Origin of the sequence: Leptospira stimsonii (assembly GCF_003545885.1) — a bacterium.
In the GTDB taxonomy this organism is placed as follows: Bacteria; Spirochaetota; Leptospiria; order Leptospirales; family Leptospiraceae; genus Leptospira; species Leptospira stimsonii.
Window position 1 is genome coordinate 1 of record NZ_QHCT01000016.1, and the last position, 18,988, is coordinate 18,988.

An 18,988-nucleotide genomic window follows, 5' to 3' on the forward strand; every position below is an offset into this window, starting at 1 on the left:
AGGAATTCGAGTCTATGGTTTAGAAAGGCTCGTTGGTAAGAAGAAGTTAGGATTATTGCGGAATGTAGGGAAGGGATATAGGGTTTCTAAGAACACCCGTGAAACTGGCAAGGAACTCATTAATCTTCTTAAAAACAGACAAAACCTACTTTATTCGTCCCCCTCAACTTTCACAAGAATTCATTCGGATCATAGTAGAAGCCGGAAGAGTATCAGTAAAAAATTCCGATTCTTATTCGATGAGAATCATCTTTTCCAACTCAAACAAGCTCACATCGATTATTTGGATTTTATGGAGACAGGTCCAATGCTAAGAAAACAAAAAGAAAAGTTTTATAACTCAGTCGCTTATTCGATCTGGAATCAATTGAGTTATGAAACCGATTATAATCTATTGCAACATGACTTTAAAGATTTAACAACGCACATGCCCATGTTTCGGATTATTCAAAGATGGGCTAAACTTGGAATCGCCAATATCAAACAAGTTGGAAAGAACAAATACGAAAGAAAGCAATACATACTTAAGAAACTCATACCGGAATTGCCCGACGTACTCTATACGTTTGATAGGATCAAATATGAGAATAAGGAGAAGGTTGAAGAAAATATAGATATTGTTTTTGAGAATCCTACGTTTGGTGGAAGGAATAAGTACGGAATCAATAAGAAGAGAAGAATGGAATTATTAGGAGATCTGAATGGCTAAGACAGAAAAGAATCTAAAACCAAAAGCTACGTTTAAATTTACAGCAAATGATTTTTACGAGCTTCTCGATAAATACGATCGTAAGTGTGCATTAACGGGTCGAATCTTAACACCGCTGACTGCTGAAATAGAACTGAGAGAGCCGTTTAAGAAGGTCGGGATATCGGAAATAGAGAATCATTATCTGGTTGATAAGACGATTTCGTATCTCGCTCGTCATATTTCCGAGGAAGAAATCATTGAAATAGCCGCTGAGATTATTCGTTTTAGAGGTTCTGAAAAAGGATATTCTTTCTCTGAAAAGAAAACAAAGAAGGTTAGGAATTGAAACGAATAAGCATTGAAATTCAATTTCCGAAACATTCGATTCGAAATATCGTAGATCGACTTCGAATCAGACATTATCAAAGGATTAAATGGGCTTGGTATAGGACTCGGGAAGATGTAAGAGGGCGAACTTGGTCTCAATGTCTTAACAGAAACAAGATCAAATTGCTTCAGCTATCTTCAAAAGAGAAAAGTGAGAGAAACGTTGATCCTTGGAAGGGATACCTTCGAATTCAAAAAATAAAACTTAAATTTTGCTACGATCTATATACAGCCTGGCAAGAAACTGAATCGCGGATTTTGAAAAAGATGAATCAAGGGAAATTTATTAAAATTAAAGATGCACTCTGGATTCATACTTCCCGAATGCAAGTGCAGAAGTTAAAAGGAAGGTGCAGTCGAGAGCCTAAATTCAAAATTGAAAAGTATAAAATTACAAAACAAATTGATAGACTAAGAAAACGTTATCGAAGAAAGTCAATGGATCAAGATCTCTTGAATTGGAATAAAGCGATCATTGTAGCAAAATGGAAGTTCTGCGATCGATATGAAAAAAATTGGGGTGAGGCTTGCGATGTTTTGGTACAGAAGGTGAATCGGAGATTGAAAAGAATAATCTGAAAACAGAATCGGTGGCTTAAAAACCAATGTTTTCTACCGACACCGATAAGTATATTATAGGACTTGGTAAAAAAAGAACTTAATTACTTTAAGGGTAAAAAAAGGATATCAAGACCTCCTGACGCGTGACTTTATTGTGCTTATAAAATTAAAAAAATAATACATCAAAGTGTCGCTAGTCGGCTAAGATCAAACAACGATGGAAAAATCTAATGAAAAAGCTACTTTTGTTGCAACGTATCCATTAGCTCCAATAAGACAAGAGAATATAGATTTGCTCGATAGAAGAGAAAGAGCAATAACAGACTTGATTAAGTTATCCGGAAAGTTACCATTATATAATCCAGAAAATAAAAACTTTTCATTTGAAATTAATTATCAAAGTAAGAATGATAAAGAGGGGATTTCAGAGGAAAGTATTTGCTTTATCACAGAATTTGTTCCATCCGAATGCTTTGAGGCTCGAAAATTTCGGGCAGATGATCCGAATTCTGAAGAGAATATTGTTCTCCATCTGTTCAGTCACTATTTCGTTAAATTCATTTACGATTTATTATTAATTGTTCATTTATCAGAACCAGGGGCTTTTGAATTTTATTTTGGAAAAGTGATTATAAATAATTTATATAACATAACTCTTCCACCTTTTGGTAAAACTTTTGCAAATGCAATTGAAATGAGTAAACACATTGTTTGGCCGCCTATCGATTCTTTGCCTCTAAGTAAAGTAATAAAATTCTTTAGGAAGGGTGATGCGTTATTGCCAGGCTTTAGTTCCACGAATGTGGAACGATCCATATCAGCTTTTACTTATCTATTTACTCCACAACCTACCAACGAGCTTTTGTTAATGTGGTCAATGGTTGGAATTGAAGCTCTTTTCACAAAGGAGTCTGCTGGAATAATGGATCAAGTTCGATCGAAGATTTTTACGCTACTCGGATCAGATGAAAAAGGCAGAAAATTAATTTCAAAAATGTATAATCTCAGATCTAAATTTTTACATGGAGGTATTGATATTCCAACCAAGAAATTCGGAACTCATTTTATGGAGCCAGGAACCCTCCAATACGATGATGATCTCTTGAGAACAGTTGAATTTTCGCAGGTGCTTTTAGTTTCTTGCTTACAGAAAGTAATTAAACTCGGAAAAAATCCTATCGAGTTCAATTATAAAATTGATTGAGATTTTTATTCGTCTAACATCAGTTCTTTGAACTTTAAAATTGCCGATTAATAGTTATTAAAAACCCTTTCAATAATAACAAACTTATTATGAATTTTACAAATGATCTTCTATTGATGGCTCGTGCATATTTCACATCGCGCGGTATTCAAATTCCGGACGCAGATAAACCAGATAAAATTTTACGGCTTTACTTGAACTCAGTATCAAAATTGGTCTCGGCACAACCGAGGAAAGTTCTGTCTTCAAAAGAATTGTCTATTAAGCGAAGCCGACTTAATTTAGAAGATCAAAATGCAATCACTGAAATTCTTGAAAAAATCAAATCCGGTAATAACTTTGAAGGCCACCTCAGTAGTTATGCCTTTAAACAGGATTATAATGATCTTCTATTAAACGATTGGAAGATAAACCATTTTCACATTTCAAACAAAAAGAAATCACCTTCAGACTTTTTCTACAAACGTGCGGATTTTACTTCTCTTCATTTTCTTCAATCCGGAATTTGCTTATCTAATTGATATCAGACCTCATAATGAAGATTATGTTTTTGCTAAAAAACAACTAATCGAAATTCTGTATTCGAATTGGCCTGAACTCCTTGAGCCTTTTCGATTGCGGGGAATTGGACGTGGATCACTGGAACCCAATGAAGAAAACCGTCAGAAGTTAAGAAAATTAGGTTTGAATCTAATGATAACAATTGAGGACAAAGTCTATGCACCAATCGGTGGTGGTATGAGTTCGAATGGAACAAATATTATGGATGTCTTTGAGGTTGATCGAATGCTTGATATCTTGCCTTTAATTCAAAAGTATTTCGAAGATACCAATTTTAATGAAATCAAAACTGCTTTTCAGGATAACAATATCCCGATTCCAACTAAGTTCGAGTTGCGCCTTGTAGGTTTAGGTGATGGTTTCGTATTTAGAGAAATGTCCTCTGGAATTCAGTTTCACTGGAATTTCAGCTCCTGATCATTTTCTTATCAGGTAATCGGCGGATTAAAATTCAGTGCTTTCTATCAACCTCTATAATTACTTTAGGAGGATAGAAGGGAAACCTAGGCCTTACGACGCGCTCCCTTTTACATTATCCGTTCCTTTGTCATTATTCTCATTCTTCCAATATTTAACCGGAACGTCTTTGCTTCGGAAGCTCCCCTCTGAGCTTGATTGGTCTATTTTTGTATATTCGATCGATATCTAACAATCGTTCAAATCTTGTAGCAAAGTAGATACGTTCCTCGGCGTTATCTACATTTCTAATTTCTTATATTAGAAAAATACTCGAACCCAATTTTGAATTTTAGAAAGATGGCATATAGAGACATAATCCTTCCTTGTTCGTGAGCTTTTCGGGATTCATATATTTGAATCTAGGTAGGTAAATATGGCGACAAATCCACCAAAAGGTGATGGTCATCGGAATGGAATGGTCAAAGGCCGCTCCCAAGTAAAGAATCCTTTAACGGGTAATTACGTTAAAAGGGATACTGAAACAGGACGGTTCATCGACCAGAAGTCCGATGGAGAACCTTTTAAGGGAGTTCGGAAGGAGAAGTAGGCGCTTCCCCCTCCGATTAAGCGAAAATTGATTTTGAAGCGACTGGGGAAATTCCCCAGTTGTTTCCATTTTGAAGAAATTTGAGTTTGTGTACAAGTATAATTTGTAGTCGTCGACAACAATATCTATTTAAAGTGAAAGTTCTAGTTTGGCTACAAGACGTGACGTTTTAACATGCAAAAAGATTATGATAGATGAAGTTTTTATACTTGGAGCTGGTTTTAGCCATTCTTATTGCAAAGATCTAATGCCTCTTACGGATGATCTTGTTAACTTTGTACTTTTTGATCATGGGAATTCTGAAAAACGTGAATTCTATCGCTTAACCGAATTTATAAAAGATTTTTTCAGCCCTGATTCTGAAAAAGTTAATTTTGAAAAGCTCGCTACTTTTCTACTTTCAAATCCATTTCAATCTTCCGGAGAAACTGTAGAAACTTATCGAGAGCTATATATAGATTTATTATCATTAATTGCTGATATTTACGGAAATCCGACGATTCATGAGAAAGAAGATGGTTTCGAGAATAGGAAGATTTTAGAAAAATTTTCTAAAAGAATTAAGGAAAGCGAAACTCCAATAATTAGTTTTAACTACGATACTATTATCGAACATTTCTTACTGAAAGATGACGACTGGGATTTGGCTACTGGTTATTCTCTTCCAGTATATGATTTCTTTACGAACGAAAAGCATAACCGAGATCTTAGAAAGAATAATAATACAAGATTATTGAAACTTCACGGCTCATTGAATTGGGGAATACCCCCAGAGGAAATTTATAATCAGACTGTTGAGAAAATTTATCTTAGTAAATATCAACCAGATATGCCTATACATGAAAATTATATATCAGGTTATTTTAACGAGCCATATAAGCTATATCCTTTCATAATTCCACCTGTTTCTGGTAAAACGTATCAAAGTAAAATAATTAGAAATTTATGGCATCAAGCAAAATATGCAATTATGACTGCAAAGCAAATACATATAATTGGATATTCTCTTCCAGAGTCAGATACTTTAGTTGAATTTCTTTTTAGAGCAGGCGCAGGAATCCCTCCTGAACCAAATCGAAAGAAAATAAGAGTTGTTGCTCCAAGTTTTACAGAAATTCAAAAGCTAAGAATTGAAAAAGTTTTTCAGACAGAAAAACATGAACACGATATTCAGTTCGTAAATATGGATGCGATGGAATATTTATCAACTTTTGAAAATTAGAGAATGGTTTTATTCATTTTAAGGATACATTCATGAAATTAAATAAATATGAGAAAATAGTCGAAAAATATTTAATATCATTTGATTTAGAAGTTGAAAAAATTGAAGAAAACCATTATCCAAATCAAAGAGTTCCTGATTTTAGAGTATCATCTAAAGACGGTAAATTATTTTTTGTTGAAGTTAAATCTCCTGAGCTACTGTTAAATCAAGAGTCTGGTGGTTATTCTTTTAGAACGACGGAAAACAAATTATTTAGAATCGTTTATGATTCGATTGCGCAGTTTAAAACATTCAATAGTTTGCATATGGTGCCGAATGTGCTAATAATCACATCTTCAGATTTTCAATTAAATTTTAGTAATTTTTGGCAAAGCATAAATGGGTCGATGAGCGTTCAGGGAGAAGAAGTTTATAATATTCGTTCTCGAAAAGACTTTCAAGTTATGCGAAATAACCTAAAGAATATAGATTTAATTATTTGGCATCAGATTGGAAATGATTCGATCTACGAGACAGTTCACTTCGTGAATCCAACCACTGAAAATGGTCGGAATTTGCTTATTCTCAATCAAATATTTAATCTTTCGAATCTTAAAAAAAATCCAAGAATAAATTGAATAGTCATAAATAGTATTTTTTTTATTAACCTATGAACGATGAATATTTTACTCGCTTTTTATTTGAATCAGAAAGCGATTCTTTAGATTTCAAAAGAGATCAGTATAAATTTACAAATGCTTCGGACGAGGAAAAATCTAAATTACTTAAAGACATTTTAGCTATGGCCAATTCTTGGAGGCAAAGTGACGGTTATATTGTTTTAGGAGTATTAGATAAAGCAGAAAAGCCTAATGAGCTATTTGGAATTACCGAACATATTGATGATGCAAAATTTCAGCAATTTGTAACTGGAAAAGTAAACCGAATTTGTAATTTTCAATACAAAACCTATCCTTTTGAAAATAAGACCTTTGGAATTTTTAAAATCCCAGTTCAAACGAGGCCAATTTATCTAAATAAGGATTATGGAACTTTAAAGAAAAATATTGTTTATGTTCGACGAGGGTCATCCACCGCGGAGGCTAATCTTGAAGAAATTAGCTTAATGGGGAATTCACTGCATTACGGAAGAAAACTCCCGGAATTGGATATTAATATTTTTAAGCGTGAAGGGGACCCGAATTTAAATAAGTCATTATCATATTCCACGAAAATGCTTAAGATATCTGATAAGATTCCGGATTTCCTAATTAGATCGGATTCGTTATACTCATTTCCAATGCATTCGAACGAAGATTACTTTAGAGATGTAATTGAGTATTTTAATTTTTCAATGGCTTATGCATCTTTAAAAATTCAGATTGAAAATAAGGGTGATATCGAGGCGAAAAATTTAAAGATCGAACTTTCAATTCTTGATACAGATATAGATATAATTCAGGATGGTGACGAGCCTGGAGAGCCAACTCAAGATTCAATGCAAAAAGCTCTGAGCTTGAGTAAGGCAATTTCTCTAAGTGATATAAATATAGTTAGGAAAGCTAATAAAATAATCATTTACTCTTCAATTGAAACGCTTCATGCAAAAAGGAATCTTGATCTTTCTGGTGTTATATATATCAACCCTCATCGCAAAAGAAAATTAATAATAGAATCTAAGTTATATTGCGATGGATTGGAAGTTCCTTTCTTACATAATCTGGAGATTATATTTGAACATGACGAAATAGAAGTAACATGGGAAGATTTTAAGAAGGTGCATTTTAAAAAGAAATCTTAAAAGAAAATTTTTAGCATCAAGCTCGAATTCGTAAATTTTGAAGCGAAGTTGTATTTTCTTGTGATGGTCCCAGAAAGTCGGATGAATGGAAATTATGCATAGTAATCGTCATATCAGGTGCGAATCCTACTCAGCAATTATTACTTACAATGGAAAAGAATGACGGGTGTTTCTTCGAGTAATGCTTTACTAATGTTTTGGACTTATCCGTGAAAGTACATTTCCAAAGCATATCGGCATCGTAAAAACAAGTGCTTTTCTACCAACCTCTATAAGGATATTATAGGTCATGGTAAAAAAAACCTTAAATGGCTTTAAGTGTGAAAGGAGACACCAAAACTTTACGATGCGCTTTCCAAAATGGAAAGAGGATTTCTCTCTTTTACTTTTCTTTATTTGATTGCGTTTTAGTTTTTTCCTCTAAACTTACATCGAAAATTTCCTTTGGATGAACCCCAAGGTTTCTCGCTATAACAAAAATGCTCTCAATATTAGGAGACGTTTCGCCGGATTCAATTCTCTGGTAGGTTCTGACACCTATCTTTAGTCCAGCTGCACCCTCTTGGGTAATTTTCTTCTTAAGCCTGATCTCTTTTATCTTATTTGCAACTAATGCTTTAAATTTAACAAATTCCACCTGTACAATTTAGCAGAAATTCGGCCATCATGCCACGGGCTTGGAGGCAAGTCACAAACGACACGTCGTAAAGTACGTATTTGACAAATATAATATGCCTCTTAAATTGTGCCTAGGAGCGATTAAATGAAATCAAAAGGAACAGCTTACCTTTTCTGGTTTATTGGATTTGGTATATTAGGACTGCACCGATTCTACTTAGGCAAGATTGGAACGGGTATACTTTGGATGTGCACGTTAGGTTTATTTGGCTTTGGTGCATTCTTTGATCTGTTTACTCTCGGGAGCCAGGTGGACGCGATTAATACCAAAAAAGAGCTAAAGGAAATTCGAACTGTAACGTTAGCGAACGCGGTAGCGCAAAAGAGGGCCGAAGCATGAAACAGCGATTTATTTTAATCATATTATTTATTTGGATTTTTAACAGTTGTTACTATATTCGAGAAACGAAAGGTAATAAAATTTCTTCAGAAGTTGTTGGAGAGGATACTTATGAGTATATTTATATAACTGGTCCCGAGCCAAAGATAACTTTTAAGGGTTCTAAGTTCGTAATTGAAACGGGAATAAAAGCTGAAAAAATAAAAGTCAAAAAAGAGGATTCAAAAGTTACCTATGAATTAATCCGAAAACCAGAGCTTACTGATGATATGTGCCAAAAAGCTATGGGTTTTTGTATTTTTCTTTTTCCAATTCCTTTAACTATTCTTCTATTCGAATCCTTTACTATCCCATTTCGTTCAATTGATTCAACAAGAGTAATGTTAGAAGATGCGAAAAGTGTTATTTCGCGCGAGCCTTTAAATCTTGCCTCTTTAAATAAAGACATCTCATTCAAAGTTGAGAATAATTTGCTGTTTTATGCTAAAGAATTCGATTCGCCTCCTTCTAAGATAGAAGTTGATCTGAATAGCCAAGGAATGGATTTTTATGAAGTTAGAAGATTGCGTGATGAGGATAATAAGGTTAAAAGTTATTGTTCTTATTTCAGAATGAATCTTAAAGAAAATGGAAAAGAACGATTATCTGGTATTGAAGGATGTCCTTCTCTAAACTTTGTGCAAGAATTCGAGAAGAAAAATAAAAATAAATGTTTAGCAAGACATGAGAGATTTCTGGCTACATTAACCCAATATTATAATCGAATGCAAGTAGACAACAATACTTATACCACATACTGTACCTCGAAAAGTGGTATAGATAGAAATAAATATTTGAATTGTTTAGACGAAGTTCGCGATTGTTTTGATATTATCAGACTTTAATCTTATTAACAGGATAATAATTAGTACCCTTTTGCAAAACTCCAGAGCATTGTTTAATAAATGTTTTGGAGTAATCTTTTGGTTATATTTGGACCTCGGCCTTAGACTTTTTCGTTCTTAATTCTCCGACCGTAAACAGACTTTAAAATTATTTTCTTCAAAAAAAATATTCAGCGATTTCAAATAATTTCCGCATTTTCTCAAAAAAGTACGAAACAGTTTATCCACTTTACTACTATTTTAACTAATAGAGGGGTAAGAAATTACTCTATCAATTTAATTAAAGAGAGTTTTAAAGATGAGAAACGTTACGTATTTGAAATCAAGTAAACCTGTCTTCAAGCCAACGGATGATGCACATACCTATGGATTCGTACAAAAGGATGTAAGTGTAGATGAATTCTTAAAGGATCTAGTATCCGGTCATTCGATTATTCCTGCGAAGTTTAAAGATAGTGCAAAGGGCCATAGGAAAAATACGAATTTTGAAAGTGCCAATCTAATTATGCTGGATATCGATAATGGACCTTCAATTGATGAAGCGAAAGAAACTTTTAAAAATCAAGCCATAGCAATACTTCCGACTAAAAGCCATCAAAAACCGAAAAACGGAGTAGTTGCCGATCGTTTCCGTGTTATATGTCCATTGCCAATATCAGCAAACTCAACACTTCATGAAGTCTTATTAAATGCTTGCGTTAAAGTTTATAATCATGATGTAAAATGTACGGATAAAGCAAGAGCATACTGTACTATTCATAATGGAAGTTACGAAATTCTAGATTTAACCAATGTTTTCGATATTAAAGCCTGTTTACGCATGTATTTTAATGGAGAATCGAATCGAAATGAGGCTAGCAATATAATTCGAAAATATAGTGACTATTTAACGATTAAAGAATTCATCGAAGACTTAAAACTGAATGATTTAATCGATAGTGATTTTGAAGTTACTAGTTTAAAAGAGTATTTCTGCCAAAAATTGGCAGTTACTAATAATTATATAATAGAGACTGACAAAAAATCAACATATTCCATCGATCAGTCCCATTCCTCTAAGCGATCGGGAAAATCCAAAGAAAAGTCAGACCGAGTTAGAATCCGTTCTTATGATTGGAACTTACTAGAAGAAAACTGTGAATTATATAGAGATTTTAACGAATCCTCACATGCTGAATTATTTCACATGATCACAAATTTAATCCATATTAAAGGCGGATTAAAGGAATTAAGGAATAAAGTTTCAAAAAGACCTTTCGACCAGAAACAGCGTGGTGTAAATTACTATAATAAACTAGTCAAAGAACTTAAAGACTACAATCCAACAAGTTGCGAAAAATCATGTTCTAAATTCGAGACATGCGGGAATAAGGGAAATCTAATAACGCTTTGGCTAGATGATGTTAGGAAAATAAAACCTATTAAAGATAATGCTGTAGTTGTGTCTTTAGAAGTAGGGAGACAGAAATTAGAAACGGTATGGAAAGAAGTCGAAGCTGATAGTTCCAATACAGTTCATCTTGTAATTGCACCTACCGGGTTAGGTAAATCGAGTTACTTAGAAAGAATTTCAGAGACCGACGGAACTATTTTAATCGCCGGTCCACGACATGATCAACTTGCTAGTTTAGATATTGGAGTTCCTTATCCAACGTTGAATACGACTAAGTATCCAGAGATTGAAAGCAGAATAAATCAGGGATATCGATTAAAATCTTTGAGAGGCAATAACAAAGCGTTAGAAAAGCGAGGCTCTTTAGAGCATCTTGAAGAATACTTTAATCGTATTAAGGATATTTCGAACGAGAAAATTATTAAATTAACTCATGAAAAATTAGTTCGAAATTACATATTTGAAGACTTTAAAAATATTAAGACAATCTACATTGATGAAGATATTTCAGAATCCCTTTTCAAAATGAATTCAATTGATCTAAATACTTTACAGACATTTGTTAAAATATGCGAAGAGCATAAATCAGAAAGTTCCAGTTATATTCGACAATATCTAAATCAATTTATCGATTTAGAAGATGGAAAATCAAAATATGTTGGAGATTTCGATTTTGGATATTTAACTGATGTAAGTGAATATCTAATTGAATATAATACAGGGAGAACTCGTAAAGTTGATTCCGAAGGTAAATTTAAATTTGAAAAAAGAGATCCTGTGGATGCACGAAAAATATTCGACGTATTTTATTCGGAGTTCATTTTTAAATCTGATAAAATTATTCATTATATTCAAAAGCGAGAATTGCCTAAGATAAAAACAGTTATTCTTTCGGCAACACCACACATCCCGACCTATGAAAGTTATTTTGGGGAACGACTTAAAGTGCACGATATCGGTAACATCAAACCGGAAGGAAAATTCTTATTATTCCCACAGTATAGTTTTTCTAAAACTAGCCTTAAAAAGGAATCAAAGAAAAGCGATGAAGAGAATGCACAGAAAATCGAGAGAATTAAGAAATTAGACGCACTTCTTAGAGATAACAATTTTAATCTTATCTCTCATTTATCCACATCGAATGATATTAATTTATCTGCCCATTTTTATGCTAATGCAGGTATTCGACATTTAGACGGGAAGCGATTAGCCGTTATTGGGACACCCAATCCACCCGAATATTATGTATTGTTAATGGCTGAAATGTTAGGTTATGATACCAGTAAAATGAGAAGGTATTCAGATAATTTGTATGATGAGGTAGAATATAATGGCTTTAAGTTTAGACGGAAATTGCTATCAACTGATAAACGGATTATCGATATTCAATTGCATTATACGAGTAGCCACCTTACCCAATCAGTGGGAAGAGCCAGAGGGATTAATTCGGATGTGCCAGTATTGGTTTTTTCGAATTTTCCGATTCGATTTAGTGAGATAGTTCACACTTATGGGAAAAAGGATTTCTTAGAATTTGTGGAAGAAACTCTTAACAAAGAAAGATTAGTTATCGAGATGGATGAGAAAATTGCTTAGGAACATTAACCCTTTCTATTTGAGTAAATGTGGAGAAATTCATTTAGAAAAGGTTTTATTAAAGTAATCTTAATTCCAATCCCTAAGATATTTCGATCCATCATAGAAGGGTTGAGTATAGAATTTGCTAGTCGTAACCGGTGAAGAGTGTCCTAATACTTTCTGAGCGGCAATCGAACCAGCTTCAGCTAGTAATCGAATACCTACTGTGTGTCGAAGAGCATGACAATGAATATTCCTTCCCTGGCACGTATTAACATTCCAGGAAGAAACAACGTATTGGAGTCCGCGCTTAGAAAGGGGAGAGCGATGACTTTGATTTCGTTTTGGTAAGGAATGAAAGAAGAAGTCAGATTTAATTAGAAACTGTGAGTGGTAGTCTTTTATTATCTCGACTAAATCATTCGGTAACACAGCGAAACCGATCTTTCCTCCTTTCTTACGATATTTTAGCAACGTTTCGTCTGACGGACCTTTAAGCAGATCAGAGAATTTACTACCGACGATCTCTTTAGCTCGAAGACCGGTGATAGACATGAAGAGGAATAATGCCCGATTACGGATACTATCTTCTCTCGTTGAATTCGAGAACCGCTTGAGAAGGTTCTTCATAGTCTCATTGGTTAAACCTTTGGTGAATCCTAAAGGATCGACAGTAGGCTTTTTCGAGTTTCTGCCTCCTTTTTCTTTTTTAATTTCAAATTGGAGTATTTTGGCTGTATTTGCTGACATGAGTATTTTCTTAAATATCTATACTAAACAAACATATAGTACATTGAAAAATTGTAAAGGAAAATATTCTTGAAAAGTCCAAAATCGAATTTTAATATACCGAAGTCGTTGTCGCAAGATGTGGGTGACGAACGCTTAAGTAAATTCGAATATGAATAAAAAAGATATCTTCTTTTATGCATTGATAGTCTCTGGGGTCGTAATTGTCTTTCCGCTAGTCCTCTATATCTTTCACTTTTATGACGGATATGGATTTTCAAATAGCCAAGAGTCGTGGGGTTTATTTGGCGATTATTATGGAGGACTACTTAATCCATTATTAAGCTTCATGACTTTCATAGTCGTTATTTGGACTTTAAAAAATCAAAAGAAAGAGTTTGAAATAATCCGTCAAGAATCGCGAGACAATAGAATTGAAAGTCAATTACAAGGTTTCGAATCTATATTTTTTAGCTATTTAAAAAACTTAATTGATTTGATTAATTCTTTTCAACTACCGAGACAATTTAGCAGCCCTTTGCACGATCCGACCATGGTAATCAATCCCGGACGCGAAGAGTTATTCAAATTGATTATAGAAGCGATGGATGAATATAGGAAAAATGAGGAGACTCGATTAGAGGATCTTCTTCCAGAAGGAAGGCTAAAGATTTATTTTAAAACGGTAAAGAACATTGTCAAGTACGTAGTTTCCTCTCCTCACGTAGAAGAGAGTAAGAAGATGTTCTATTTTGAGATCGTAAAATCACAGTTTTCTTCTTCGGAGATAGAGTATTTAAGTAAGCTAATTAAATTAACAGATTCAGCTCTATATCAATATCTATCTCATATAGAATTTTTTAAGGATGAATTCAATTTTAAATCGAAAGCAAATTAACAGTATTTACTGGTCTATTTTCAACTGCACAATTCTTCCGCAAAGGCGCAGTTGAAGCGATAAGTTGTTTGCACGTGAATTATGAATAAATTTTATGAGTTTTATTTAATCTTAAGATTCGAGAGAGAGTTGGATGGAGATTCGAGATAGAATTGCTGATAATATAACTAAGTTGTTAGATTTGAATGAATCTGAAAATGGGAGATATTTTTCAATTAACAACTCGGAGAGTATTCTATTAAAACAAAATATTCTAAAACAATTAGTATCCATTAAAATAGCCGGTAAGAACACATCTAAAACAACTATTGAAAAAAAATTAAATTCGTTTCTATTGGAATATAAATTCGCCGAAAACCCCGATTCTCCGTTGGCTTTCATTGAGAATCTAATTCAGTTTGATAATCAAGATTTTGTAAATACAGAAGTTTTGTTGCCTTTTTCGGGTGGCGCATTAACTTCCAAAATGGATATGGCAGATTTCTCTATTGATTACTATACTCCAGAATTGCGGATGAAGATACTTGAGACGACGAAGAAAGTAGTTGAAGCTAATACTAAATTTAATGAGAAGGAAAAAAATAAAAATTACCTCGATTTTAACAAATACTTATTAAAGGAAGGTAACTTTCTCGTTCTTCGATACAGTGCAAAAAAAGATCCGGAACTGGTAGCTGAAGAGGCACAAAATCGATTGGAAATTCTTTTACGTTTTCTTAATTTTGCTGCTTTATTAACAAAGGATCGAAAGGAGGGAGTAGTTCTTCTACCTGGGACATCGCAAATTAATATTCGAAGCGGCCAGATTGATATTTCTGAAATTAACGTGAGATTTAGTTTTTCATTTTTTGGAGTTGCGACTCTTAATATAAATGAAATTATGAAGAACGATGCCTATAGCGGGATTTTTAAATATTTAATTGCGCAGATTTCCAATTCAAATTTGCATTATCCGGCAAGTGTTATTGTTAATTCAATTTTATGGGCGAGTAACGCTAATATAACATTTTCTTTGGAAGCTAAAGTATTAAACCTAATCATAGCGATGGAGTCCTTAGTTCCGCACCAAAAGAATGTGCCGATATCTGGTAATTTTGCTGAGTCTATTGCTTTTATTTTAGGTTCAAACTACTCTGAGAAAAGAAAATATTATGATTATTTGAAAAGCATTTATAATAAAAGGAGTCAATTGGCACATGGTTCAAATCATCAAATTACCGATGATGATTTAAATCAGATTCGAAATTTCTATACAAGAATGCTGAATTATCTTATCGTTAATAGTCCATCTCTTAAAGGGGACCAAGATTTAATAGAAAAAATATTGAATGCTAAGTTCGGTAATAATTAAGTAATTTCAAGAAACGTTATCGTTTACTTCGGTTCGGCTTTGTTTCCAAATTTGTACAATGACAGTATTCGCCTGACACTTCTTCTGATTCCTTTGCACTTAATTCAAAATTCAATTCCTGAAAAGATGTAAGTTTTCTAAATAAGGGTGGCAAATTACTCAAAGCTATATTTTTCGCAGAGGATTTAAAGTATGCCTTTGCAGTCTGATCTAATTCTAATCTTCGAACTAAATCCTTCAGTATTGAGCGACCACTATCATTATCTGGCTTGGCAATTTGAGTAACTGTCCAGCTTGCTTCGGATCGATTCTTAACTGAATGATATTCTCGGGTGCCATCAAGGCAAGTTACAGCGTATTCGATTCCAACCGGGTCATCTTCGGGTTCAAAGGTAATGGATAATATTTCATTTTCTAATAATCGTAGAATTTCACGCCAACTCCATAAGTCTTCAAATTGGTTGCCTAATTTTGCGGCAGAGCCTCCGGTTTTTGCCATCAAATATACCCGCTTAACTTTTAATTCTTCCATTTAAACTATAGTTTGGTATGAGATCATCAGAAATTTTGTTTTCGATAATTTTATTATTGTTAGTTTTTAATTTGCGTTGAAAGTAAAGTTCTCGACTTGGGACTTTGAATTTTAAGTTGTTTCATACAATTATTCACAGAATGCTTAACGTATTTTTAATACTATACTCATTTAAAATATAGTAAAACATGATTTATTTTCTGATTTGAGGAGTATAATAGTGAATGAAGTTAGATAAAACATTAAATTTTACAAAGTTACTAAAAAGTAAATTGTCGATATTGCAAGTCTTCCCTAATCATGCTTTTGAAAATCAAACTGAAAGTCGTCAATTAACTGAACTTGAGATTTTAATTACTATATTTGTGCGTCATCTAACCAAAATGATTTATCACGCTGAGAATTTTATAAGTTTTGTTGATCGCGCGAAGGTTGAGATTACCCAAAGAAGTAATCAAAGCAATTCAGGAGACAGGATAACATTTAATTTTGATTCTGGGTTTTCGACAATTATTCCGGACTCTATATTCTTTGAATTTGATTCCTTTGTTCTTACTGCTCGGACAATTTTAGATAAGAATATTCATAGAAGATTTCAACGGGAATTTCTAGATCGTAGAAAGAGTAGCTATAATCAATTAGCTCAAGATGTGAATCTCTATTTACTGAAGCCGCTTCTAAAGATTATTCGTGATGAGGTCACACACTTGAATCATCATGGAACTAGTTTTGGTTCGATCGCAAATTTTAAACTTAGGGAAGATCAATGGGAGATGACTATTTATTCTAATTTTACGATTGATGGAAGACGCGGAGATCTAATATTCATTTTTGGCTATATATTGAGATCGATAAATAAATTTGTTAGAGAGATTATTCATTTGTTAAGAGATGAGGTTTTGGAACGGTTTGGTCAACCCAATGAAAAAGCCGTTTTGATAAGTGGAAAATACGGAATTTCAGTCCCATCGCTAAAGGCGATTAAGCGAATCAATTAACAATTGTAGTGCTAATTTTACTCTTCTCAAACAGCCAAAAATATTGATTTAACTTAACGTTCTTGCCAGTCTGGGATAATGAAGAACGGTAAAGGCTCTGAAATTACGAGAAAACAAAAAGAGTTATTAAAGCTTCAAAGGGAGTTGGATATTATTCGAAAAAAAATTCATGCGCTCCCCTTGTTGCCACTGCCGAAACCGGTTTTTCATTCATACGCGATCGGTTGGGAAATTAAACTAGCCACATCTAAGTATATTGATCAGTATAAATATATTGTAGATGAGTATGCCGAACACAGCAAAACGAAAACACTTAAGAAAGCTAAGGAATTAAATCCACCTAAGATTACACTTTCCAATAGAGAGTATTTGAGGCTTTTAGAAAAATATCCTATGGCCTTGCGATGGTTTATAAAGGGTAAAAACAAACTGAATAAAAAAATATATATATTCAATAAGCAGGATATCTTAATTAAAAGAATATTTAAAATATACGCCACTCATTTGCGAACCGTCAATCCGAATCTTGAGAGTCGTAAGGCTGAGATCGAGCAGACTATTTATGAAAATTATAAAAATTCGGCTATGTTGAATAAATACTTAGGATTGAAAACCGATTGGAGAGAAGATATAAGGCATAAGTATGAGATTCGATATTTGGAAAAGATTACTAAAGAAGAGTTAAATGCATATAAATGAATTCCTTGTTGAGTTGGCAGATATTGAAGGTTTGTATTTCGAATAAAATTTAATCGGATAGTAAGAATATATTTTTTAATTAGCTCCAAAGGTCATCCTTACCAACACATCTTTTCGGACTTTTTTGACGTTTCGATTTGTAAAAATGCTAAGAGTCTGGATGAAGATTTGGAATGCATGGTCGAATTCGAAGATATAAAAGAATTGATTGAGTTCTATCCGAACGAAATTAAAAAGAAGCCAGTCTATACTCGCTGTGCGATTGCTTTAAACTCGGAAGTAATCGAATCGGATTTAACGTGAAATAGTTTTTTGGTCTAAGGTATTCGCAACTCGAATCCATATTGAGAAGGAGTTTCAAAAATACTCATTCTAGCAGAATCAATCTTTTCCATAGGACTTGGAATTTGTAACAAGTATTTTGGATTTACGTGAAGATAGATAAGCGTACTATTCAAGGCCGTATGCCCGAGTAATTTTTGGATATAAAATATGCTATATCCGTCTTCCAAAAGGTGAGTCGCAAACGAATGCCTCAAACAGTGTACACTTGCTTTCTTGATAATTCCGGCAATCTTGCTTATTTCCTTGAATTTTATTTGGATCCATCGAATGTTAATTCGGTAATTTCTACCCTTAGTAAATGAGAAAAAGATATAAGAAGTTGGGTGGTAACTTTGAATATACTGATTTAACAAATATGCGGCCTGGTCGGATAGTATTGCGTATCGTTGCTTGCTTCCTTTTCCTTCTTCTATAAAAATAGATTTCCGTTCAAAATCTATGTGACTTACTTTTAGCTGTTCTAATTCTCCAATTCGGATACCCGACGAGTATAACAGTGTGAAGATTGTTTTCTCTTTTATAGAAGTACAATGCTTTAAGAAATTAGTTATCTCGGTTTTATTCAGAACTGTAGCGACTTTGGGCTTTTTCTTCGGGGTAGGAATCAATTTCATCGTAGATTTCTTCTTTGCAAGTGTATAGAACAATGACAACGCGCTGTAGTAGACAAGAACTGTGGAATCGCTTAGTTCCTGTTTTCGGAGGTGTAAGAAGAAGTTATAGATATCAATTGGCTTTAACGTTAAAGGGGACTGTTTGAAAAATTCTGTAAGTCTTGAAACACATTCTGTATACGATTTGATGGTCTTCTTGGAATATCCGTAGACATACATGTCCGAAATCATTTTTTCTCGTAGCTTTCCCATATGGTTAAAGGATTTGGAATTTAAAATGGTACAACTTAAATTTTAGAAATTTATTCGGTTGTTTAGATATAAAACTAATAGAGAATATTTAAAGAAAAGTGAAGTGGAAAGACACTTAACGATACGGAGCAATATTAGATCTGTACCTATTAGGTCGCACAGTCTCGTAATGGATTAAGCATCCGTCCGATTCTTTGAAATTGTTTACACAAGAATCTCGGCAGATTCCTCTTCTTGGGTCCCGAGGATTCATGTCCGGATATTCTAAATCACATGATTTTA

At 33.6% G+C, this 18,988-nt stretch carries 19 protein-coding genes and 1 pseudogene; 16 read left to right on the forward strand and 4 right to left on the reverse strand.

Annotated elements, in window-relative coordinates; all coding sequences use genetic code 11:
- The 9 genes and pseudogenes from DLM75_RS24595 to DLM75_RS23520 form a co-directional block, all read left to right on the forward strand.
- A pseudogene (locus DLM75_RS24595) lies at positions 1 to 709 on the forward strand (hypothetical protein); the annotation flags it as partial.
- Positions 702 to 1,037 carry a hypothetical protein gene (locus DLM75_RS23490; protein WP_118970947.1) on the forward strand — a complete coding sequence of 112 codons (336 nt, stop codon included), beginning with the start codon at positions 702 to 704 and terminating at the stop codon, positions 1,035 to 1,037. The pseudogene DLM75_RS24595 and the gene DLM75_RS23490, both read left to right, overlap by 8 nt.
- 164 nt (positions 1,038 to 1,201) lie before the next feature.
- A complete protein-coding gene (locus DLM75_RS23495) occupies positions 1,202 to 1,657 on the forward strand; it encodes a hypothetical protein (protein ID WP_147456697.1) in 456 nt (151 codons plus the stop codon).
- Between the two features lie 199 nt (positions 1,658 to 1,856).
- On the forward strand, positions 1,857 to 2,843 hold the full coding sequence (locus DLM75_RS23500; protein WP_118970949.1) for a hypothetical protein: 987 nt from the start codon (positions 1,857 to 1,859) through the stop codon (positions 2,841 to 2,843).
- A gap of 89 nt (positions 2,844 to 2,932) precedes the next feature.
- Entirely contained in the window at positions 2,933 to 3,364 is a 432-nt protein-coding gene (locus DLM75_RS24160; protein WP_147456698.1) for a hypothetical protein, read from the forward strand.
- A complete protein-coding gene (locus tag DLM75_RS23505) occupies positions 3,309 to 3,821 on the forward strand; it encodes a hypothetical protein (RefSeq protein WP_118970950.1) in 513 nt (170 codons plus the stop codon). The genes DLM75_RS24160 and DLM75_RS23505 overlap by 56 nt, the downstream gene beginning before the upstream one ends.
- A gap of 776 nt (positions 3,822 to 4,597) precedes the next feature.
- The gene (locus DLM75_RS23510) at positions 4,598 to 5,632 is read left to right on the forward strand and encodes an SIR2 family protein (RefSeq protein WP_118970951.1); all 1,035 of its coding nucleotides are present in this window, start codon (positions 4,598 to 4,600) and stop codon (positions 5,630 to 5,632) included.
- A gap of 32 nt (positions 5,633 to 5,664) precedes the next feature.
- The gene (locus DLM75_RS23515; protein ID WP_118970952.1) at positions 5,665 to 6,252 is read left to right on the forward strand and encodes a hypothetical protein; all 588 of its coding nucleotides are present in this window, start codon (positions 5,665 to 5,667) and stop codon (positions 6,250 to 6,252) included.
- Between the two features lie 32 nt (positions 6,253 to 6,284).
- Positions 6,285 to 7,415: an AlbA family DNA-binding domain-containing protein gene (locus DLM75_RS23520; RefSeq protein WP_118970953.1), complete on the forward strand. Its 1,131-nt coding sequence runs from the start codon at positions 6,285 to 6,287 to the stop codon at positions 7,413 to 7,415.
- Between the two features lie 382 nt (positions 7,416 to 7,797).
- Here the strand turns inward: DLM75_RS23520 and DLM75_RS23525 are convergent, their stop codons facing one another.
- Positions 7,798 to 8,052 carry a helix-turn-helix domain-containing protein gene (locus DLM75_RS23525; protein ID WP_118970954.1) on the reverse strand — a complete coding sequence of 85 codons (255 nt, stop codon included), beginning with the start codon at positions 8,050 to 8,052 and terminating at the stop codon, positions 7,798 to 7,800.
- A gap of 126 nt (positions 8,053 to 8,178) precedes the next feature.
- Between DLM75_RS23525 and DLM75_RS23530 the strand changes: the two genes are divergently transcribed.
- The 3 genes from DLM75_RS23530 to DLM75_RS23540 all read left to right on the forward strand — a co-directional run bounded on the left by DLM75_RS23530 (position 8,179) and on the right by DLM75_RS23540 (position 12,306).
- Positions 8,179 to 8,433 carry an NINE protein gene (locus DLM75_RS23530; RefSeq protein WP_118970955.1) on the forward strand — a complete coding sequence of 85 codons (255 nt, stop codon included), beginning with the start codon at positions 8,179 to 8,181 and terminating at the stop codon, positions 8,431 to 8,433.
- On the forward strand, positions 8,430 to 9,317 hold the full coding sequence (locus DLM75_RS23535) for a hypothetical protein (RefSeq protein ID WP_118970956.1): 888 nt from the start codon (positions 8,430 to 8,432) through the stop codon (positions 9,315 to 9,317). Before DLM75_RS23530 ends, DLM75_RS23535 begins: the two co-directional genes overlap by 4 nt.
- 316 nt (positions 9,318 to 9,633) lie before the next feature.
- Entirely contained in the window at positions 9,634 to 12,306 is a 2,673-nt protein-coding gene (locus DLM75_RS23540) for a hypothetical protein (protein WP_158586518.1), read from the forward strand.
- Between the two features lie 69 nt (positions 12,307 to 12,375).
- On the opposite strand, the gene DLM75_RS23545 is transcribed toward DLM75_RS23540, so the two are convergent.
- On the reverse strand, positions 12,376 to 13,038 hold the full coding sequence (locus DLM75_RS23545) for a tyrosine-type recombinase/integrase (protein ID WP_118970958.1): 663 nt from the start codon (positions 13,036 to 13,038) through the stop codon (positions 12,376 to 12,378).
- A 151-nt stretch (positions 13,039 to 13,189) separates the two neighbouring features.
- Here DLM75_RS23545 and DLM75_RS24780 point away from each other — a divergent pair, with 151 nt between their 5' ends.
- Positions 13,190 to 13,915 carry a putative phage abortive infection protein gene (locus tag DLM75_RS24780; RefSeq protein ID WP_241548031.1) on the forward strand — a complete coding sequence of 242 codons (726 nt, stop codon included), beginning with the start codon at positions 13,190 to 13,192 and terminating at the stop codon, positions 13,913 to 13,915.
- Between the two features lie 133 nt (positions 13,916 to 14,048).
- On the forward strand, positions 14,049 to 15,266 hold the full coding sequence (locus tag DLM75_RS23560; protein WP_118970959.1) for a HEPN domain-containing protein: 1,218 nt from the start codon (positions 14,049 to 14,051) through the stop codon (positions 15,264 to 15,266).
- Between the two features lie 16 nt (positions 15,267 to 15,282).
- Here the strand turns inward: DLM75_RS23560 and DLM75_RS23565 are convergent, their stop codons facing one another.
- A complete protein-coding gene (locus DLM75_RS23565) occupies positions 15,283 to 15,798 on the reverse strand; it encodes a dsDNA nuclease domain-containing protein (RefSeq protein WP_118970960.1) in 516 nt (171 codons plus the stop codon).
- Between the two features lie 224 nt (positions 15,799 to 16,022).
- On the opposite strand from DLM75_RS23565, the gene DLM75_RS23570 reads away from it, so the two are divergent.
- Positions 16,023 to 16,796, forward strand: coding sequence for a hypothetical protein (locus DLM75_RS23570; RefSeq protein WP_118970961.1), 774 nt, complete (start codon positions 16,023 to 16,025; stop codon positions 16,794 to 16,796).
- Positions 16,797 to 16,874: 78 nt separating this feature from the next.
- A complete protein-coding gene (locus DLM75_RS23575; RefSeq protein ID WP_118970962.1) occupies positions 16,875 to 17,495 on the forward strand; it encodes a hypothetical protein in 621 nt (206 codons plus the stop codon).
- A gap of 317 nt (positions 17,496 to 17,812) precedes the next feature.
- On the opposite strand, the gene DLM75_RS23580 is transcribed toward DLM75_RS23575, so the two are convergent.
- The gene (locus tag DLM75_RS23580; protein WP_118970963.1) at positions 17,813 to 18,685 is read right to left on the reverse strand and encodes a tyrosine-type recombinase/integrase; all 873 of its coding nucleotides are present in this window, start codon (positions 18,683 to 18,685) and stop codon (positions 17,813 to 17,815) included.
- Positions 18,686 to 18,988: the final 303 nt, after the last annotated feature.

Coding starts and splice junctions, on each gene's coding strand:
- DLM75_RS23530 (WP_118970955.1), top strand. CDS start 8,179: ATGAAATCAAAAGGAACAGCTTACCTTTTCTGGTTTATTGGATTTGGT.
- DLM75_RS23565 (WP_118970960.1), bottom strand. CDS start 15,798: ATGGAAGAATTAAAAGTTAAGCGGGTATATTTGATGGCAAAAACCGGA.
- DLM75_RS23560 (WP_118970959.1), top strand. CDS start 14,049: ATGGAGATTCGAGATAGAATTGCTGATAATATAACTAAGTTGTTAGAT.
- DLM75_RS24160 (WP_147456698.1), top strand. CDS start 2,933: ATGAATTTTACAAATGATCTTCTATTGATGGCTCGTGCATATTTCACA.
- DLM75_RS23510 (WP_118970951.1), top strand. CDS start 4,598: ATGATAGATGAAGTTTTTATACTTGGAGCTGGTTTTAGCCATTCTTAT.
- DLM75_RS23545 (WP_118970958.1), bottom strand. CDS start 13,038: ATGTCAGCAAATACAGCCAAAATACTCCAATTTGAAATTAAAAAAGAA.
- DLM75_RS23535 (WP_118970956.1), top strand. CDS start 8,430: ATGAAACAGCGATTTATTTTAATCATATTATTTATTTGGATTTTTAAC.
- DLM75_RS23520 (WP_118970953.1), top strand. CDS start 6,285: ATGAACGATGAATATTTTACTCGCTTTTTATTTGAATCAGAAAGCGAT.
- DLM75_RS23575 (WP_118970962.1), top strand. CDS start 16,875: ATGAAGAACGGTAAAGGCTCTGAAATTACGAGAAAACAAAAAGAGTTA.
- DLM75_RS23490 (WP_118970947.1), top strand. CDS start 702: ATGGCTAAGACAGAAAAGAATCTAAAACCAAAAGCTACGTTTAAATTT.
- DLM75_RS23580 (WP_118970963.1), bottom strand. CDS start 18,685: ATGATTTCGGACATGTATGTCTACGGATATTCCAAGAAGACCATCAAA.
- DLM75_RS23515 (WP_118970952.1), top strand. CDS start 5,665: ATGAAATTAAATAAATATGAGAAAATAGTCGAAAAATATTTAATATCA.
- DLM75_RS24780 (WP_241548031.1), top strand. CDS start 13,190: ATGAATAAAAAAGATATCTTCTTTTATGCATTGATAGTCTCTGGGGTC.
- DLM75_RS23500 (WP_118970949.1), top strand. CDS start 1,857: ATGGAAAAATCTAATGAAAAAGCTACTTTTGTTGCAACGTATCCATTA.
- DLM75_RS23570 (WP_118970961.1), top strand. CDS start 16,023: ATGAAGTTAGATAAAACATTAAATTTTACAAAGTTACTAAAAAGTAAA.